The 18,589-nt window shown below is 58.3% G+C and carries 14 protein-coding genes; 12 read left to right on the plus strand and 2 right to left on the minus strand.

Annotated elements, in window-relative coordinates:
• Positions 1-32 precede the first annotated feature (32 nt).
• The 12 genes from G1C98_RS02030 to G1C98_RS02085 all read left to right on the plus strand — a co-directional run bounded on the left by G1C98_RS02030 (position 33) and on the right by G1C98_RS02085 (position 15,274).
• Entirely contained in the window at positions 33-1,112 is a 1,080-nt protein-coding gene (locus G1C98_RS02030; protein WP_169078765.1) for an iron-containing alcohol dehydrogenase family protein, read from the plus strand.
• Between the two features lie 234 nt (positions 1,113-1,346).
• Positions 1,347-2,561, plus strand: coding sequence for a trans-sulfuration enzyme family protein (locus G1C98_RS02035; RefSeq protein ID WP_169078766.1), 1,215 nt, complete (start codon positions 1,347-1,349; stop codon positions 2,559-2,561).
• A 63-nt stretch (positions 2,562-2,624) separates the two neighbouring features.
• A complete protein-coding gene (locus G1C98_RS02040; protein ID WP_169078767.1) occupies positions 2,625-3,962 on the plus strand; it encodes an O-acetylhomoserine aminocarboxypropyltransferase/cysteine synthase family protein in 1,338 nt (445 codons plus the stop codon).
• A gap of 358 nt (positions 3,963-4,320) precedes the next feature.
• Positions 4,321-5,382, plus strand: coding sequence for an ABC transporter permease (locus tag G1C98_RS02045; protein WP_169078768.1), 1,062 nt, complete (start codon positions 4,321-4,323; stop codon positions 5,380-5,382).
• Positions 5,383-5,516: 134 nt separating this feature from the next.
• A complete protein-coding gene (locus tag G1C98_RS09305) occupies positions 5,517-6,335 on the plus strand; it encodes an ABC transporter permease (protein ID WP_205831839.1) in 819 nt (272 codons plus the stop codon).
• Between the two features lies 1 nt (position 6,336).
• On the plus strand, positions 6,337-7,983 hold the full coding sequence (locus tag G1C98_RS02055) for a dipeptide ABC transporter ATP-binding protein (RefSeq protein ID WP_169078770.1): 1,647 nt from the start codon (positions 6,337-6,339) through the stop codon (positions 7,981-7,983).
• 173 nt (positions 7,984-8,156) lie between these two features.
• A complete protein-coding gene (locus tag G1C98_RS02060) occupies positions 8,157-9,821 on the plus strand; it encodes an ABC transporter substrate-binding protein (RefSeq protein WP_169078771.1) in 1,665 nt (554 codons plus the stop codon).
• A gap of 2 nt (positions 9,822-9,823) precedes the next feature.
• Positions 9,824-11,146: an amidohydrolase family protein gene (locus tag G1C98_RS02065; RefSeq protein WP_169078772.1), complete on the plus strand. Its 1,323-nt coding sequence runs from the start codon at positions 9,824-9,826 to the stop codon at positions 11,144-11,146.
• A 261-nt stretch (positions 11,147-11,407) separates the two neighbouring features.
• Positions 11,408-12,586, plus strand: a complete 1,179-nt coding sequence (locus G1C98_RS02070) for a glutathione S-transferase family protein (RefSeq protein WP_205831840.1) — start codon at positions 11,408-11,410, stop codon at positions 12,584-12,586.
• A 79-nt stretch (positions 12,587-12,665) separates the two neighbouring features.
• Complete coding sequence (locus tag G1C98_RS02075) at positions 12,666-13,184, plus strand: GNAT family N-acetyltransferase (protein ID WP_169078773.1); 519 nt, start codon at positions 12,666-12,668, stop codon at positions 13,182-13,184.
• 127 nt (positions 13,185-13,311) lie between these two features.
• Positions 13,312-14,217, plus strand: coding sequence for a glutathione S-transferase family protein (locus tag G1C98_RS02080; RefSeq protein WP_169078774.1), 906 nt, complete (start codon positions 13,312-13,314; stop codon positions 14,215-14,217).
• Between the two features lie 169 nt (positions 14,218-14,386).
• The gene (locus G1C98_RS02085) at positions 14,387-15,274 is read left to right on the plus strand and encodes an SPFH domain-containing protein (RefSeq protein ID WP_169078776.1); all 888 of its coding nucleotides are present in this window, start codon (positions 14,387-14,389) and stop codon (positions 15,272-15,274) included.
• Positions 15,275-15,685: 411 nt separating this feature from the next.
• Here G1C98_RS02085 and G1C98_RS02090 read toward each other — a convergent pair whose 3' ends face one another.
• Together G1C98_RS02090 and G1C98_RS02095 are read right to left on the minus strand one after the other, a co-directional pair.
• A complete protein-coding gene (locus tag G1C98_RS02090; protein ID WP_169078778.1) occupies positions 15,686-16,717 on the minus strand; it encodes a class C sortase in 1,032 nt (343 codons plus the stop codon).
• Positions 16,695-18,482, minus strand: a complete 1,788-nt coding sequence (locus G1C98_RS02095; RefSeq protein ID WP_169078780.1) for an isopeptide-forming domain-containing fimbrial protein — start codon at positions 18,480-18,482, stop codon at positions 16,695-16,697. The genes G1C98_RS02090 and G1C98_RS02095 overlap by 23 nt, the downstream gene beginning before the upstream one ends.
• Positions 18,483-18,589 lie beyond the last annotated feature (107 nt).

The following is an 18,589-nucleotide window of genomic DNA, read 5'->3' on the forward strand; positions in this document are numbered from 1 at the left end:
AACGGGATACCGATTGTCGGGAAGGAACTATCATGAGCTCGTTGATTCGGGAGAATGACGTACGTAGCGGCCCGGACCGCTACATCAGCGAACCAGGCATCACCGCGGACATCGGCAGATTCCTGTCCGATTACCGGCATCCCGTAATCGTGACGGGAACGCACTCTTGGCAAGCCTTCACCGGTTATGCCACGAACGTGCCGGATTACCCGGTGTTCCGGTATGACGGCAGTGCCACCAAACGGAACGCGAAGGAACTGGCTGGGGCGATATCGGAGGAACAGGCCGATGCGATTGTGGCCATTGGTGCCGGCAAATTGTCGGATACCGCGAAAAACATCGCCGAGCTGTTGAATATCGACCTGATCATGGTCCCGACGCTTGCCGCCACATGCGCCGCATACTCGCCGCTGTCCGTGAATTACGATGAGGAACACCGCTACGAGAGTGCCCTGCTGCATCATCGCAACAGCAATCTCGTTCTGGTGGATGCGGCATTGATATCGACCGGGCCACGACGCTATCTCATCGGCGGTATCGGCGATACGCTGGCAAAATGGTATGAGTCTAGGCCGGTGTTCGAACGAAGCGATGACCTGTCCACGTTCGACGAGCTGTCGTTGCGATCCGCGAGATTGATTCGCGAGATACTGCTTTCGGAAAGCGAAGATGCGCTGCGGTCCTTGGATGCAGGGAAGGTCGACACGCATCTTCGCAGGGTCGTCGATGCGATCATCGGGCTGTCCGGCACCGTAGGCGGTTTTGGAGGGACGAAGGCCCGTGCGTCGGGCGCGCATTCCGTGCACGATGCGCTCACCGTACTACCCGCAACATCCGGTGTCGTTCATGGGCTGAAAGTCGCCTACGGCATCATGGTGCAGTTGGTAGCCGAGGGGAAAACGGACGAAGCCCGTGATCTGATTCCGTTTTATGAGCGAGTGGGGCTGCCGCATTCCCTGACCTTCATCAATGTGAATCCCCAGGATACGCAAGGCATTCATGATGTCGCGAAGCATGCGGTGGGCGCAGGAGCGGCATTCGATCAGGCTGTGCCGGGAATCACCGCCGAGGATGTCGTTCGAGCCATACGCCGGGTGGAGGAGCTGCAGTAGGTATTGCCGGGGCATCTGCTGTGTGTTCGTGAGTTGTCTTGATGGTATCGATTCCTTGGTTTGCCGGCGTCTGATAACTCCCCATAAACAAGTGTTATGACGATTCGTACGTTGTATAACCAGCGTCGATAAGGCATGGCGCGTGTCATTTCGACGGGAAGGGTTAAGTGGGGAACCGTGATCGCGCGAACGTCGCGCGGCAGGAGACACTACACAACCCAAGGGGGTGCGCACATGACACGTTTCAACACTCAGCTCGTCCACGGTCTGCCGGTCAACGACAACAACACCGGGGCCGTGAACCCGCCGATCTACAACTCGTCCACCTATGCTTTCGAATCGGTCGAGGCCATGCCCCGCTGGGATTACGCGCGCAGCGGCAACCCGACCCGCGAGTTCCTGGAGAGGCAGATCGCGCAGCTCGAGCACGGCACGCGCGGCTTCGCGTTCGGCTCCGGCCTCGCGGCCATCCACGCGGTGCTGTCCATCTTCCAGCCCGGCGACCGCATCGTCGTTGGCAAGAACATCTACGGTGGCACCTACTCGCTGTTCAACGAGTTCTTCACCCGTTGGGGCGTGGCCGTCGAAGCCGTGGACACCGCCGATTACGAGGCTCTTGATGCGGCTGTTGCTGGTGGCAACGGCGAAGAGCCCGCCAAGGCCGTGTACTTCGAAGTGCTCACCAATCCGCTGCTGCAGGTCAACAACGTTTCCCGCATCTCCGAAATCGCGCACCGCCATGGCGCGCTGTCCATCGTCGACAACACCTTCGTCACCCCGTATCTGCAGCAGCCGCTCGATCTGGGTGCCGATATCGTCATCCACTCCGCCACCAAGTACCTGGCAGGCCATTCCGAAGTCAATGCTGGCTTGGTCGTCGTATCGGACGATGTGCTCGGGGAGCGCATCTACTATTCGCAGAACCGCTTGGGCGGCGTGCTCGCCCCCACCGAGTGCGACGCGGTGCGCCGCGGCATCCAGACGCTGGCGCTGCGACTCGATCGCCAGCAGGAGAACGCGCTCGCCATCGCCGAGTATCTGCAGGCCCATCCGCTCGTCAAGACGGTGAACTACCCGGGCATCAACGGCGATCGCGAGGAAATCCTGCGCGAAAACGGGCTCAAGGGATTCGGCGGCGTGCTGAGCTTCGAAGTCGTGCCCGGCGTGAACCCCGCCACGATTCTGAACAACCTGCACATCTTCCACCTGGCCGTTTCGCTTGGTGCCGTGGAAAGCCTTGCCGAGCTGCCGTGCCGTATGACGCATTTCGAACTGCCGCGCGAGGAGCGTTTGAAGGTCGGCATCACCGACGAACTCATCCGTCTGGCCGTCGGCATCGAAGACAAGCAGGATCTCATTGAGGATCTTGGGCAGGCGTTCGAACTCGCCTACACCGAATACCTCGAAGAGCATGACGATCTTCAGGAACTGGCGAAGCTTTCGGCGTGAACTACGTTTCGGCACGCGATTGAAGATTTGAATAGATAAGAACAAGGACGATTCCACACAGCCATGAGCACCACGACGCAAGATCACTGTAACAGCCAAGCACCACTACGCTTCGAAACCAAGGCCATCCACTCCGGCTATGACCGGCAGGCCAACGCGGACGCGGTAAGCGTGCCCATCTACGCTTCGGCGGCATTCGATTTGGAGAATGCGCAGCGTGGAGACGCACTCGCCGGAGGCGCAATATCCGGTTTCGAATATTCCAGGGTGGCCAATCCGACGGTCGATGCGTTGGAGAATCGTCTTGCCGCACTGGAAAACGGTGTGGGTGCCGTTGCGGTGTCATCCGGCATGGCGGCGGTGACCTATGCGCTGATGTGTGTGGCCGAAGGTGGTGGCCGTATCGTCGCCCCGGTGAATCTGTACGGTGCGTCGGTCGATGCGCTGGGTGATTTTCTTCCGCAATTCGGCATCCATGGGGATTTCGTCACGGATATCAACGATCTGGATGCCGTAGAGGCCGCAATCGGCCCGCAGACCAAGGCCATCTACACCGAAACCGTGGCCAACCCCAGCACCGCGGTCGCCGATATCGAAGGTCTGGCCGCACTGGCGCACAGGCACGATCTCCCCCTGATTGTTGACAACACCGTGCCTACGCCGTATCTGCTGCGTCCGATCGATTTCGGCGCAGACATCGTCGTGCACTCCACAACCAAGGGCATCACCGGCCATGGCAACGCCATCGGCGGCGTGGTGGTCGACGCCGGTCGTTTCGACTGGACCAACGGCAAATTCCCGCAGTTCACGCGCAACGATCTGGTCATCAGCGATCAGAAGGCGGGCAAGTGGAACAGCTTCGCCAGCCGTTTCGGCAACGAGGCTTTCATCAAGCGCGTGCGCACCAAGTATCTGCGCACGTTCGGTGCGGTGCAGAGCCCATTCAACGCCTATCTGCAGCTCATCGGACTGGAAACCCTGGCCGTGCGCGAAAAGCAGGAAGTCGCATCCGCGCTCGCCATCGCCGAACATCTGCAGACGCTCGCGCATGTGACCCGTGTGAACTACGCCTCGCTGGAAGGGCAGAGCACTCATGACTTCGCACGGAAGTACCTGCCGGAAGGCGTCGGTACGATTCTGTCGTTCACCGTGGATGGCGACAGCACCAACGTGCAGCGCATCCTCAACGGGACCAAGGTGTTCTCCTACGTGCCGAACATCGGCGATTCGCGTTCGCTGATCGTGGATCCCACGCATGTGACCCATCGTGAGGTGCCGCAGCAATATTACGACGCCGCCGGCGTAAGCGACAATCTGATCCGCCTGTCGATCGGTCTGGAAAACGTCGACGACCTGATTGCCGATCTTGATCAGGCCATTGCGGGGGCCTATATCGGTTAGGCAAGGAACCGGAACCTGCGATATTGCGGTGGGGCTTTGTGATTTTCCTGGATTGTCCAGGAGGATCATAAGGCCCCGCCGCTTTTGTGATGCGACCTATTTTTAGGGGTGTACTGCGGGGTGGCAATTGTGCTGATAGCAAGTCATAAATGACGCCGATAAGTGTTTGTGCGCTCTATAAACAGCGGCGATAGGGGGCAGCGCGTGGCGGCATCGCAAAAGGGGTTGAGTAGAGGATGTGAGCGCGGAAAGGGCGCGCTCATGAATATTCGAGAGACTACATAATCAAACACAACGTGATCATGCCGATGCCTGTCAAAGAGCAGTCATATCGGCATAAAAGATAGGGGCAGACGACATGAGTGCTTCGCAGACGGTGCCGCAAGTTCGTCCGGCGTTGTCCTCTTCCGGCGCGGGGAAATCCTCATATGAGGTGATCCGCGAGGAGAGCCGCAGCGAAAAGGCGCGTAATCTCAAAGGATTCGTGACATTCGTCATGTCTCGTCTCGTCCAGGCCGTGTTCGTGGTGTGGAGCGCCGTGACCTTGGTGTTCATCACCATTCATCTCACTCCGGGCGATATCGTTGACTCTTTGCTCACCGATTCCGAAAAGAACAATGCCGAGCTGAGGATGCGCGTCATTGCCGAATGGGGACTCGATAAGCCGGTGGTGGTGCAGTATTTCGGATATCTCGGCAAATTGCTGCATGGTGATTTCGGCACATCCTACGCGCAGAAGAAAAGCGTGAATGCGATTTTCGCTGAGCAGTTCTCCGCAACGTTGCAGCTCACCATCGTCGCTGCCATCATCGCCGTTGTCGTGGCTCTGATCGGTTCGCTGCTCATCAGCGGTAAGACCAACGCCGTTGTCCGCTCCCTGTACAAGGGCACCGAACTGACGCTGCTGTCCACTCCGCCGTTCTGGTTCGGCATTCTGCTGCTGTTCGTGTTCTCCTTCCGCTTGGGCTGGTTCCCCGTGGCCGGAGATTCGAGCTTCAAGTCATTGGTGTTGCCGGCGCTCGCCATCGGTATTCCCATGGGCGGTAACCTGTCGCAGATTCTGCGCCAGGGCATCGCGAAGAGCGAGGAACAGCCCTACACGCTGACCTCGCTGTCACGAGGCCTTTCGCCTGCGGCCATCAGGCTTCGCCATTCGCTGCGCCATGCCAGCATTCCCGCTTTGACCGTGGGCGGCATGATGGCCGGTGGACTGCTTGGCGGTGCCGTGATCACCGAACAGGTATTCGGTCGTCCTGGTCTGGGTCAGATTGCCGTGAATGCCATCAATACCAAGGATCTTCCCGTTATTCTCGCCGTGGCGTTCGTGTCGTCGCTGGTGTTTGTCATTGCCTCCACTGTGGTGGATGTGCTGTATTACCTTGTCGATCCGCGACTCAAGATCGCTCATACCGAGGAGTAGCCATGAGCCAAGTCACTATTGCAGAACCAGTTTCATACAATTCTTTGGAGAATCGACGTATCGTGCAGGATGCAGAAGCCGTAAAAGGTCATGCCGCGGTTGCCGGAGTATTTACCGGTAAGGTGCAGGCGCTTGTGGCTACGGTGAAGCGTTGGCGACCGAGCGTGGTGTTTGCGTCCGCCTATCTGGTGGTTGTTCTGCTGATGGTCGCGGTTCCACAGCTGTTCACCAAATTCGATCCCGTCGAAAACGACCTGCTGTCCGTCAACCAGGCGCCGTCCGCGGCGCATCTGGCCGGCACCGATTATCTGGGTCGTGACCTGTTCTCCCGCATTGTGTACGGTGCAAGGTATTCGGTCGGCATCGGTCTTGCCGTGACGGTCTTCGCGCTGGTGTTTGCGGTTATCCTGGGCACATTGGCTGGTGCTTCGCGTTCTTCGTTCGTGGATAATGTCGTCATGCGCGTGATCGATGTGCTGTCGTCCTTCCCCTCGATTCTGCTTGCACTGGTGATCGTGGGATTGACCGGATCGGGTATCCAGAACCTGATTCTGGCATTGGGCATTGGTAGTATCCCCGGTCTTACGCGTCTGATCCGCGCCGAAACGAAGAAGATCATCCTGTCGGATTATGTGCAGCAGAGCAAGACCTTTGGCCTGAGCCGTTTCACGATTCTGGTGCGTCATGTGCTGCCGAACTCGTTGGGCGTGATTCCCTACATGGTCACCATGAGCGTGGGTGAAGCGATCATCGGCGTCTCCGGCCTGAGCTTCCTCGGCGTCGGCCCGCAGCCGCCGACCCCTGAATGGGGTACGATCATCGCCGATTCCCGCAATTACCTGGGCGTCGCATGGTGGTCCGGCATCATTCCGGGTGTGGTGCTGGTGCTGACGGTCATTTCGTTCACCGTCATCGGCCAGGCCTGGCAGAAGTCATTCGAGGGAAGGGACTGACATGGCGCAGAACGATGTCATTGCGCAGGTGCGTGGCCTGAATGTCGATTTCGGCGAGGGGGAATCCCTTCACCATGTTGTGAAGAACGTCTCCTTCACCATTCGCCGCGGTGAGGCCGTGGGTCTTGTAGGGGAATCCGGTTCGGGCAAATCCGTTACAGTTCGTACGCTCTTGGGCCTTTATGCCGATGATGAGCATGTGCAGGCCGAGGAGTTCGACCTGTTCGGCGAATCCACACTCAGTTACAAGGACAAGGATTGGCGAAAGATCCGTGGCAGCCGTATCGGCTTTGTGCTGCAGGATGCCCTGACGTCACTTGACCCGTTGAAAACCATCGGATACCAGGTCGATGAGGCGTTGAACGCCCATGGCAAGGTGGACAAGAAGGAAAGCGCGGAAAAGGTTGTCGAGCTGCTCGATGAAGTCGGCATTCCGCAGCCACAGATTCGTCAGAATCAGTATCCGCATGAGCTTTCCGGCGGTCTTCGCCAGCGTGCGCTCATCGCAGGTGCCGTCGCCGACAATCCGTCGCTGATCATCGCCGATGAGCCGACCACTGCACTGGATGTGACAGTGCAGGCGCAGGTGCTGAATCTTCTGAAAAGCCGTAAGGAAGATGGAAACGCACTGATTCTGGTATCCCACGATCTTGCCGTGGTGGCCAGTGTCTGCGATCGTATTCTGGTGATGAAGAACGGTGAACTTGTGGAGGAAGGAAGTTCTGAGCAGATTCTGCATCATCCTCAGCAGGAATACACGAAGCTTCTGCTTGCCGCTGTCCCGTCTGCACGCTCCCGTGGGCGTAGGCTGTCCAGCATCAAGCATGAGCCGCTGCCGCAGAAGACCATTGATTACGACCAGAATCTGCTTCATGCGGAACATATCGGCAAGACGTATCACAGTCATCACGGTGGTACCGTGACCGCAGTGCAGGACGCCGGTGTGGATCTGTACCGTGGAGAGACGCTTGGCATTGTGGGGGAGTCCGGATCGGGCAAGAGCACGCTGGCCAAAATCCTCGCAGGGCTGGTTGAGCCGAATGAGGGTACGGTGACTTTGGAAGGCGAAGCATGGTCTCCGATTCCCGAACGCCAGCGTCGTTCGCGCAGGCAGAAGATTCAAGTGGTTTCGCAGGATCCGATTTCTTCGTTTGACCCGCGCTACAGCGTATCCAAGATCATCGCGGAGCCGCTGAAGGTGCAGAAGAAGTACACGAAGGACGAGATTCGTCGCAAGGTCGATGAATCCCTGGACTTGGTTCAGCTGCCAAGGGAATATGCGGATTATTCGCCGAAGCGTCTGTCTGGCGGTCAGCGTCAGCGTGTGGCCATTGCGCGAGCTCTGGCGGTGAATCCGGCCGTGCTGGTCGCCGACGAGGCCGTATCGGCGTTGGATGTGTCGATTCAGGCGCAGATTCTTGACTTGTTGGCCGATATTCAGGCCAAGACGCAGGTCGGCATCGTGTTCATCTCTCACGATTTGGGCGTTGTGCATCACATCGCCGATCAGGTCATTGTGATGAAGGACGGGCACATCGTGGAAAGCGGCGATCCAGACCAGGTGTTCAACAAGCCGTCTCATCCATATACCAAGCGCCTGATCGCGGCGCTGCCGACAATCCCAGCGGAGGAACGAATGCCGCGCTGAGCGGCGTTGACACTCATGAATGAGGGTGATGCTATATCGATGGCGTGCCCGACCGCTGAATCTTTTTATTCCTGAAGCTCGTATGACCAACCCGTATGGGCTCGCAATCATAACCATACAAATCCGATCATTTCGTTGATCATTCCGATTCGAATCCAGTAAGGAATCTAACCATGGCAAAACGTACATTCCGGACCATAGCCGTAGCTGCGGTGCTTGCAGCTGGTCTTTCGCTGTCCGCCTGCGGCGGCAGCAGCACCGCTTCGACCTCATCCTCCGCCAATTCCGGAACCCCGGTCAAGGGACAGACCATTACGTGGGGTATCGAGAAGGAGCCCGAAACTCTGAATCCTCAGACAAATGGGCAAGATTCCTCTACACCGATTCTGCGTAACCTGACCGACTCCTACCTTTACCTGGCCGACGATGGAAGCTACCAGCCGTGGCTGGCTACTGGATATAAGCAGAGCGACGATCAGAAGACGATTGACCTGACGCTGCGCCAGGATGTCACGTTCTCCGATGGCGAGAAGCTTGATGCCGACGCGGTAATCGCGAATTTCGACTATTACGCCTCCAAGAACAATTCTCACCCGGCAACCTGGCAGCAGTATCTCGGCTCTTGGAAGAAGACCGGTGACTACACGGTGGAATTCACGCTGAAGCAGGTCTACCCCGGATTCCTCGCAGCGCTTTCCGATCTCAGCACCGCGCCTATTTCTCCGAAATCTTTGAAGGATTCCAAGGAACTGGCCGCCGGCGGCAAGTCCGTTGCATTGACCGGTCCATACACCATCAAGGAATACAAGCAGGGCAGCCAATTGACGCTAGAAGCTCGCAGCGATTACAAGTGGGCTCCGCAGGCATTGAGCAAGCAGCTCAAGAGCAAGGAATCCCTGCCGTATGCGAAGGAGCTGGTGTTCCGCTTCCTGCCTGAGGCTTCCACGCGAACCGGCGCTTTGACTTCTGGACAGGTGGACATCATCAACGGCGTTCCCTCTCAGGACATCAATCAGATCAAGTCCAATGGCAAGTTCGATTATTACCAGGTACTGAACTCCGGCACCGCGTATTCCCTGTACTTCAATACAACCAAGGCACCGTTCAACGATGTGAACGTACGCAAGGCCTTCCAGCTGGGCGCCGATTATAAGGCGATTGTCAAGAGCGTCTATTACGGCACCGGAACCTATGCCGATCAGTCGTTCTCACCTGCCAGCGTGTTCTACAACAAGGCGTTCAAGGGCATTACCTTCGATAAGGACAAGGCGAACAAGCTGCTCGATGAATCTGGTTGGAAGAAGCGCGATTCCAAGGGCTATCGAGTGAACGCCAAGGGCGAGCGTCTGTCCATTTCCCTGTATTCAGATGCCCCGTATGTGCGCGATTCCCGTGACGTGTTGAATCAGGCCATCTCTTCGGAGCTTAAGAAGAACGTCGGCATCGAATTCACGTTCAAGGCACGTGATCTGGGAACTGTAACCGAGACTTGGGAGAAGAACACCAACGATGCCTTCGACAACTCCATGAGCGGTCTTGATATTTCGACTTCCGTTGATTCCGTATACCTGTGGAAGTCCGAACCGAACCGTGTGTTCCTCAAGAATGATCAGAAGGCTGTGGATCTTATCCAGCAGGGCCAGAGTGCCAAGACCAAGAAGGACCGTCAGGCCGCTTACGACAAGCTGCAGGATTATGTGATCAACGATCAGGCGTACGTGCTGCCGCTGTATATTCCGCGTGACAACTGGGCCGCTTCCAAGTCCGTCCATGGATTCGTGACCAGCAAGGTTGCAGGCCATCTCTTCAGCTCCAGCACCGTCTGGAAGGAACAGTGACAATGACCGGCGGCAGCAGCTATATCGCCGTTCCCGGCCAGGATCAGCCGCATAAACGAGTGATTTCTGCCGGAACGGTGATTACCGGACGGCCTGATGAGGTTCTCCATAACGCGGCACTTGCCATCAACGGAAAAACCATCGAATGGGTAGGCAGGCTGAGCGATCTTCCTGAACGGTATGCTTCATGGAGCCGTGAAGCGTATCCGGAATCCACGGTGCTTCCAGGACTTGTCGAGACGCATGCGCATTTTGGCGCTCGCCCGGGATCGAAGCCGAACGTCTCTGCGCCCGAACTACATGAGCAGGGCTGGAATGCGCTGCACTCGCTGTTCTGGGCACGCAGGCTGGCTTCGGTCGGCGTGACTTCGGCGCAGTCGCTGGGATCGGCGTTCTACACTGATGTCGCGCTCCGCGAAGCGATCGATCAAGGACTGGCGGAAGGTCCGCGCATCGTGGCGGCAGGCCCGATGATCACCACCACGGGCGGCCATGATTGGCGAAGCGGCAGCGAAGTGGATTCCATTGACGACATTCGCCATGCGGTGCGTGAGCATCATAAGGCCGGTGTTGATGTAATCAAAGTCGGTGCCACCGGAGGTTTCTTCACTCCAGGTACTGCTCAATGGAAAGCCCAATTCACGGTGGAGGAGCTGACTGCTCTTGTGTCGGAAGCGCATCGGCTTGGTCATCGCGTCGCGGTGCATGCGCATGGGACCCAGGGTATTCGACGTGCGGTGGAAGCTGGCGTCGATTACATCGCCCACGGCACGTTCATCAGTGATGACGGTACGACCAAGTTCGAGCCCGAACTTGCCAGGGAAATAGCAAGGAAAGGCATCTACGTGGATGTCGCCGCCCCGCCGTCGTACCCGCCTGTGCCGGGCGAAACCATTGCGCCACGTGCACGTGACCTTTACGAACAAGGCGTGAAGATCGTGACGGGGCATGACATCGGCGCGGTAATTCCGCCGGAGGCATACCTTTTCGGCTTGTATCAGCTTGAAGAGGCGGGGATTCCCCGGTCGGAGATTCTCATTGCGGCCACGTCGCGAGCGGCGGCTGCAATCGGATTGGCCGGCATTACCGGTGTGCTTGCTCCGCAGTATGAGGCCGACCTGCTGGTTGTGGATGGTAATCCGCTTGACGATTTGAAATCGTTGGAGCGCAAACGTCGCATCGTCATCCGCGGCAGGAACTTCCAGCCGGACGTTGTACCCGAATACCACGGTCGGGATGAGAAGACCGGCGATCATGATCCTACGGACAGCGTTCTGGCCCGTCGCTTCGAGCGACTGCAGCGAGCGCGCTTGCAAAACTGGTGAGTTGTTTTGGCTTCAGTGGCCCGTCCCTCGTGCTGAGGGACGGGCCACTGGTGTTTGTAGGGGCCACGTTTGCCGTGTTTGTAAGGACTGGCCATTACTTTTTTCGATAATAAGAAATCCTTATGCTCGGGGCACGCAAAACCGTATAAAGAAGCCGCTGTGTCGCAATTGATGGTGAGCATAATCATGAATTAGCCCAAGACGAGGTTGGCGTCAGCGGGAATAGGTTTTTGTATCTCAATCGCATAAGGGGTATTCATCATGACACTTGAACTTAAGGAAAATGCAGTCAGGCTTTCCGCTCCGGCATCCAATGCGTGTGGTGTTCGCGCACATCGCTGGCCCAAGGATCCGCAGGGCCGTGAGCGCCCGGTTGAAGAGACCACCGTTGAACAGACTCCTGACGGTGCGTTCCGTCGCCAGCGCAATGCGTTCACCGTCCGATTCGGCAACAAGCCCGGCCAAGCTCCCGTGGAAGCGGGCCGCTACCATATTCTTGGTGCTCTTGGATGCGGCTGGAATCGTCGTCAGCGCATCGTGATCCGACTCCTTGGACTGGAGAAGGCATTTGTTCCCGAAGTGATTTACGGCCGTGATGAAAACGGCTGGAAACTGACCAAGACCCCGGGCAGCGTTGCTGAGCTGTTTGGCTATGACCGTCTTAACGACTTCTACCGTGCCACCGACCCGAACTTCCAAGGCCGTGGTACCTCTCCGACCGTCATCGATTTGGAGACCGGCAAGGTCGTGACCAACAACTACCACATCCTGAGCAACGATCTGGAAACCGCATGGGCTCCATTCCACAAGCAGGGCGCTCCCGACCTGTATCCGCAGGAGCTGCGTCAGGAAATCGACCTGCTGAACCAGCAGCTGTTCGATGACATCAACAATGGCACCTACAAGGTGAACTTCGCCAATTCCATCGGTGCCGCCCGTGCCGCCTACACCATCTTCAAGGCGCGCCTGGCCGATTACGACTTCCGTCTCGCGTCCCGTCGCTACCTGTTCGGCCCGAACTTCACCGATAGTGACGTTCGTCTGTTCCAGACCCTGGAATCCTACGAATTCGGTTATCGTCGTGGCTTCCTGGAAAGCCTGCACGCCGATGAGGACGAAATCGTGCACGTGTGGGATTACCCGAATCTGTGGGCCTACGCACGCGATCTGTTCCAGACGCCGGGCTTCATCGATGAGCCGGAACTGTTCGATCTGGGCTACGTGCCGGACGAGAACGGCAACTATTCCCGTGACCCGTTCTCCGAGGCCGGCCCGACCCCGCAGAGCGTCAAGGATTATCGCAAGTCCGTCTACGAGAAGTGGCTGGAACCGGCTGGCCGTGAGAACCTGAGCGGTTCTCCGCTGTATTCCGGCCCCGGTGTCGGCGGCTCCTACGAGCTGTGGCAGTTCGGCGCTTACGCCAACTACTACAAGGCCTGATTGTTCTCGAAGGCGGGTGCGTTGCCACTATTGCAGTGCGACGCACCCGCCCTGTCATCGACGGAAAGGTGTTCCTGTCATGAGTTCTCTTCCCAAAGAACTGCTGCATGCGAAGCTACAGGGCGGTTTTGAACTGAGGTTGGCCGAGCCCAGCGAATATGGCACGGTGGGCAACGTTCTTGCCGAAGCGTTCACCAATGGCTGCTGGGTCACCGAGGAATACGAGCGCGGACTGCACCGCATTGCCGAGCGTGCGAAAACCTCGGATGTCTGGGTAATCGTGAATGCAGATGGGGTCATTGTGGCTGCCGTGCTGACGCCTAAGCCGGAGTTCTATCATGAGGAGAACTACACGTTCAACGTGCTTGGGGTGGGAACCGCAGGACGTGGGCACGGTTTGGGCAAGGCGCTTGTCCGGCATGCGCTCGCAGTATCTCGTGCATACGGGTACAAGACAGTGGAACTGCATTCCAGTCCGCAGATGACTCATGCGCACCAGCTGTATTATGCGTGCGGATTCCATCGTCGCCCCGATTGGGAAACCATTATCGTGGACAGAGGGCAGCGTCTGCTGAGCTTCACGAGAACCGAATATTGAAAGCAAAACCCAAGCTTTACGCGGAAGACGCATAGTCGCTTCTGACGAATAAGGGCACGGGGCGTCACATAGTCTTTTGCCGTTGTGCAGACCATACAAACTACGACCGATAGAACAGGATGAAATCATGGGTGAGCATAGGGGGGCACTGCAATTGGACGGGAGCGACAAGGCGCGCATTCTACCGAATGGTGCAGTGGATTCGTTGGGATTCTTCGTTTCTTCGACTCCTACCGTTACGGAGAAAGGCGTGTATAGTCCCGATGGGAATCTGAAACTGCAGTATTCGCCATTGGATCCGCGAGCATGGTCGTCATTGCTGGCGTACCGTATCGCACATTTCCAAGGAATCGAGCCTCACATCGATCATCTGAGCGATTCGACGTGGCATGGCGTTGCCAAGATTCTTCCCGACGTGCGGTTGTCGAATGGCGAAGACCGTCTTCTTGATGATGATTGGCATGGCTTGAGCCGGTTGATTGAGCAGTGGTCGGGATCCGATGCCGTGCTGTATCCTGATCGGCTGCGTGATCGTATCGATGCGCTGGACGATATTATCGACAGGGATCTGGTCTATGGACTGTTCTCCATTGTGTATGCCGCCGCCCAGAATGCAAGGTCTCCCCAGGAACTGAGTAAACGTGATTTTCTTCACGGTGCACAGACCCATGCCGCGTTGCGGCGTGTATTCTATGCGCGTCTGGGTTGGCTGGATGACGTGTTGTCTCGCAGTCCGTATCTGCTTGGTGATGCGCTCACTGATGCTGACCTGCATCTTTTCGGTGTGCTGCTTACCTTTGATATCGGGTATCGCTCCGCGTTCCCGGCACCGGATGCGGCCATTGTCGATTATCCGCATTTGTGGGCATTCGCCAAGCGCATATACCGGACCGAAGGACTGGTCTCCGAAGAGGAGAAGCGTGCTATCGGGCTGATTGCCAAGGCTGATGGGACATATGAGCAGCCGTGGGGTGCCCCGGCATTCACCGAAACGGTCGATTCCATTGCCGGCGCGTGGAATCAAGGTGATTGATTCCATCGTTATAGGATTGGGAACCTATCTGTTATGGGCGTTCCACTTCGCAAACCCCCGCTGCCCAGCTCCCGGGCACCCGTATCGGTTCCGATCGCTTCTCTGATACGCTAAAAGCGTGTGTCGCAATGGTTGCGGCGCACGCTTTTTGCAAAGAAAGGGAGAGGACATGGGCTTTTTGCTCACACTTCTTGTCATTGTTGTCATCATCGCCGCGCTGTTTCTGTCCACGTTGTTCATCGTGCCGCAGCAGCAGGCCTACATCATCGAACGATTCGGCAAATTCCATACCGTTCAGTTCGCAGGCATCCACATCCGCATCCCGTTCGTAGACCGCATCGCCATGAAGACGAACATGCGCGTGAACCAGCTCAACGTGCAGCTGGAGACCAAGACGCTCGACAACGTGTTCGTCACCGTCGTGGCCTCCACGCAGTTCCGCGTGGATCCGAGCAACGTGGCCACCGCCTACTATGAGCTTCGCGATCCGGCAGGCCAGCTGCGCTCCTACATGGAGGACGCGCTGCGTTCAGCCATCCCGGCTCTCACCCTGGACGACGCCTTCTCTCGCAAGGACGATGTCGCATTCGACGTGCAGAAGACCGTCGGCAATGAGATGTCGCGCTTCGGCTTCACCGTGGTCAAGACCCTGATCACCGCCATCGATCCGAGCCCGCAGGTCAAGAGTGCCATGGATTCCATCAACGCCGCGCAGCGTGAGAAGGAAGCCACCCGTCAGCGTGCCGAGGCCCAGCGCATCCAGATCGAGACGCAGGCCGCCGCCGAGGCGGAGAAGACCCGTCTGCAGGGCGAGGGCCAGGCGAACTATCGCCGCGAGATCGCCAACGGTATTGTTGACCAGATCAAGAGCCTGCAGGCCGTGGGCATGAACGTGAACGACGTGAACAACGTGGTGCTGTTCAACCAGTACCTCGACACCATGCGCAATCTCGCCTCCTCGCAGAACACGAAGACGGTTGTGCTGCCGGCCTCCACGCCGGGCGGCTTCAATGAGATGCGCGATCAGGTGATCGCGGCCATGGAAGCGGGCAAGTAAGCTGCTCGAAGCCACCATTCAGGTCTGTGTGGTTGTGGGCCTGCAATGTGGTGGCAATATGTGGGCAGGCAATAGGTGAAGGTGCGGTTCAGTTCTGCCGAATCGCACCTTTTGTATGCGCACTCGATGGTGTGCCCCGATCTGCATCTAATATGCCTTGGACCTGTGAGAAGGCGTATTCCGTAGGTGGTTTTTGCGTTCCGTAGATGGTTGGGTTGGAAACCGCCGAACGCAATGGCTGTATTCGGGCCATTCTGTGACGGCAGTACTTCGGTCAACCACCTACGGAACCGCCGAGCCACCTACGGAACCGCCGAACCACCTACGGAATCAGCGAAAACGGATGCGGCCTCTTGCTTATGATGCCTGTTCTCTTGCAATACTTCCCGCTAATCGCCAATCGGCCGGCGGTCAACGAGAAGTATTGCAAACGGCGTGACGCATGCGCTGCCATGTTCCATGGCGTGATCGTTGCAGCACATACATGGCGGGCAGGCCGGCGGCGATCATGCCGGTGCTGACTCCGGCTCCCCAGGTTTTCCAGTCGCGAACGTCTTCCGGCTTCGGTGCCGGATCCGGCATGCCGACACGGGTGCCGGATATCAGCAGTCGTTGCGTGTTGATGCCGTACGGTGTGCAGGTCATGAGCGTGAGACGGTCCTCTTTCGGTTGGATTTTCAGCAGCGAGGAATCGTCCGGTGCAATGACGCTGATACGGTCGACGCGGTACGCGAGCGTGGTGCCCATGACTTTTAGATACATGAAGTCGCCCTTCCGCATCTCATCCAGCCTGGTGAACATCGAGGATTCGACCAGTCCGCGATGCCCGGTGATCACGCTGTGACTGTTCGTGCCGCCAACCGGCAGCGACGTGCCGTACAGGTGCCCTGCACCCGCTTCGAGCGAGGCGTCCGACGTGCCGTGGTAAATCGGCAGGTCGATGCCGACCTTCGGCACTTCGACCGATCCCATCACGCCGTTGCCGGCATCCAGCAGCCTGTGATAGGTCGTGTCCCTGGCCTCTTTCGTTTGCGAGTCATTGTCTGCGCTTGTTTCGCTGTCCATCGTTGTTCCGTTCGTTCCGCCGGCACCGGCTCCATTGGCAAGCAGGAACGGGTCGATGGCCTGTCCGAGAACATGCTGCCCGGAGGTTGCGAGACGCGTGTTGTACGCCCTGGCGTCGCGTAATTGGTTATCGGCCTGCGGGTACGACCAGCTGTGGATCGTCGCGTCGGCCTGCCGGGATTGGTCCGCAAGCGTTTCGGCCGACCGCCATTGCATGACCAGCGGGTAGGCGCCGATGACCAGTCCGACGCCTACCAGCAGCACGGCCAGCATGGTAAGGAAGCCAAACGCAATGCGGAGCATGTTCCGCCTGCGTTTGGCTTCGCTTACGTCAAGAATCTCCTCGAAGGAGGGGCTATCCAAGGCGTTTGCGGGCATGACGCACCTTGATCGCGATGGCCAGCCCGGCGCCGATCACCAATACCGCAAGTACGGTGAACAGCGTGGTTCCGGCGGCACCGGTCATGGGCAGTTGGGTGATGGACGTGATGTTCTTCACCCTCACCGTGGGCGAGGCGGTCCCGTTGTCTGAAGCACTGACCAGGCCGAGAGCGCCCTGGGTGACGCTGACGGTGTACTTGCCGCTCTTCAGGTTGCCCTTGTCGTCTTTGTCCGTGGCGGTGATGGTCACGGTGAAGCTCGCCTTCATATTGGTCAAGTAGCCGGTCGGAACATCGGTTTCGTCGATCCGGTAGGTGCCCTCGCCAAGCCCGGCGAAATCGAACCTGCCTCCGTTTCCGGCGAACTTGTGCTCACTGCTGGTTGTGCTCCACAGGCCAGTGCCCTTGTCGAACCTGAGGTACGCGCCGTCCTTGCTGATGGTGAACTTCGCCCCGTCGAGCGAGGTCTCGCCGTCGGCCTTCACCTTGGTGAACCCGAAGTCGAAGGTATAGACCTTGACCTCCGGGCCGGGCACCTCATGCGTCTCGTTGCTGGCGGGATCATGCGAATAGCTCAGCGTGACCTTGTTGGGATTGCCTGAGAAACCGTTGTCGGTGTTGGCATGGACGGCGTCCTTGTTGAGCAGGGCGGTGTAGGTGATGACGATCTCATCGCCGGCCTTCGGCGACGTGGCGTTCTGGCCTGCCTCGTACACCGCTTCGGACAGGTCGAAGGTCAGCTTGGTGGCCTTCGACTCGGTATCGGCGGCGTCGTACGCGACATTGGGCTGCGTGGTGAGCTGGTACTGTCCGGCGTTTGCTTCGGTGCCGTCCGCAGCCGCGGCGAGTGCTTTGCCGCCGATGGTGACGGATTCGACCTTCGGGTCGCTCAGGCCTTTGCTCATCGTGTCGGTCATCGTGAAGAGGTACGGGTGGTCCCGGTCGTTGCTGTACCCGGTGGTCACCGGCACCGTGCTGGTGAGACGGAAGGTCACCCTGTCACCGATCTTCTCTTCGGTGCCGGTGTATTCCTTTCCGTTCTTGACGATGACCTTGTCGATCGTCGTGGACTGGTTCTTCACCACGATCTCGCCGAGTGGTGCCGCCGATTCCTTGAACGTCTTGCCCTCGGACTTGGTGGCCACCAGCATGGGGATCGAATTCGTATGCTTCTGGTCGGCCTTGTCGTCTCCGTCCCCGTAGGCGTCGGCCGCGGTCACATCAGTGATGACGTACAGGCCCGCAGCCAGGCCAGTAATCGTATAAGGCTCCGTATCCGCGGTGAATGTCGTGCCAGCAACCTTCTGAAAGTCGCTGTTGGCGGCTAGCTTGCTCAGGAAGGTGCGCAGGTTGCCACTCCAGGGTGCGGCCGTGGAGGAGCTGAACAGCTCGCTTTCCGAGGCGATGTAGCCCATGGGGTTGTCCTTGTAGTCGCCGGTGTTCCATGCGCCCGCGTCGCCGAGGGTGTCGCTCAGGGCCTGCGTGGTACCGGTCAGCACGTCTCCCGGTTCGGTGACGACGCTTAGCGAGGTCAGGTTGCCGTCCTCGTCATAGGTCTGGTGTTCGTAGCCGGCGACTTGCACGATGCGGTAGGTGTGGCCTTTGACCGCGCCGCTGGAGGCTGCGTTCAGCGTGATGGTCTCGGTGCCGGCGGGTTCGGTTCCCGTGGTGTCCGCGGCCGAGGCGGTTGCCGTGCCTGCGGCCAGGCCGGTCAGGGTCATGGCGGCCGCGATGAGGCCGGCGAACAGTGTTCTGGTGTGCATGATGGTTCCTTTCCTGGATTTGGTGGATAGGTGGGTTTGGGTTTGGTAGGTGGTTATCGCTCGTGCCGTGCCTCCGGTGATGGGCGGGCATGGAACGAGAAGTGTGT

It is taken from the genome of Bifidobacterium erythrocebi (assembly GCF_012932675.1).
Classification (GTDB): Bacteria; Actinomycetota; Actinomycetes; order Actinomycetales; family Bifidobacteriaceae; genus Bifidobacterium; species Bifidobacterium erythrocebi.

Coding starts and splice junctions, on each gene's coding strand:
- G1C98_RS02030 (WP_169078765.1), top strand. CDS start 33: ATGAGCTCGTTGATTCGGGAGAATGACGTACGTAGCGGCCCGGACCGC.
- G1C98_RS02035 (WP_169078766.1), top strand. CDS start 1,347: ATGACACGTTTCAACACTCAGCTCGTCCACGGTCTGCCGGTCAACGAC.
- G1C98_RS02040 (WP_169078767.1), top strand. CDS start 2,625: ATGAGCACCACGACGCAAGATCACTGTAACAGCCAAGCACCACTACGC.
- G1C98_RS02045 (WP_169078768.1), top strand. CDS start 4,321: ATGAGTGCTTCGCAGACGGTGCCGCAAGTTCGTCCGGCGTTGTCCTCT.
- G1C98_RS02055 (WP_169078770.1), top strand. CDS start 6,337: ATGGCGCAGAACGATGTCATTGCGCAGGTGCGTGGCCTGAATGTCGAT.
- G1C98_RS02060 (WP_169078771.1), top strand. CDS start 8,157: ATGGCAAAACGTACATTCCGGACCATAGCCGTAGCTGCGGTGCTTGCA.
- G1C98_RS02065 (WP_169078772.1), top strand. CDS start 9,824: ATGACCGGCGGCAGCAGCTATATCGCCGTTCCCGGCCAGGATCAGCCG.
- G1C98_RS02070 (WP_205831840.1), top strand. CDS start 11,408: ATGACACTTGAACTTAAGGAAAATGCAGTCAGGCTTTCCGCTCCGGCA.
- G1C98_RS02075 (WP_169078773.1), top strand. CDS start 12,666: ATGAGTTCTCTTCCCAAAGAACTGCTGCATGCGAAGCTACAGGGCGGT.
- G1C98_RS02080 (WP_169078774.1), top strand. CDS start 13,312: ATGGGTGAGCATAGGGGGGCACTGCAATTGGACGGGAGCGACAAGGCG.
- G1C98_RS02085 (WP_169078776.1), top strand. CDS start 14,387: ATGGGCTTTTTGCTCACACTTCTTGTCATTGTTGTCATCATCGCCGCG.
- G1C98_RS02090 (WP_169078778.1), bottom strand. CDS start 16,717: ATGCCCGCAAACGCCTTGGATAGCCCCTCCTTCGAGGAGATTCTTGAC.
- G1C98_RS02095 (WP_169078780.1), bottom strand. CDS start 18,482: ATGCACACCAGAACACTGTTCGCCGGCCTCATCGCGGCCGCCATGACC.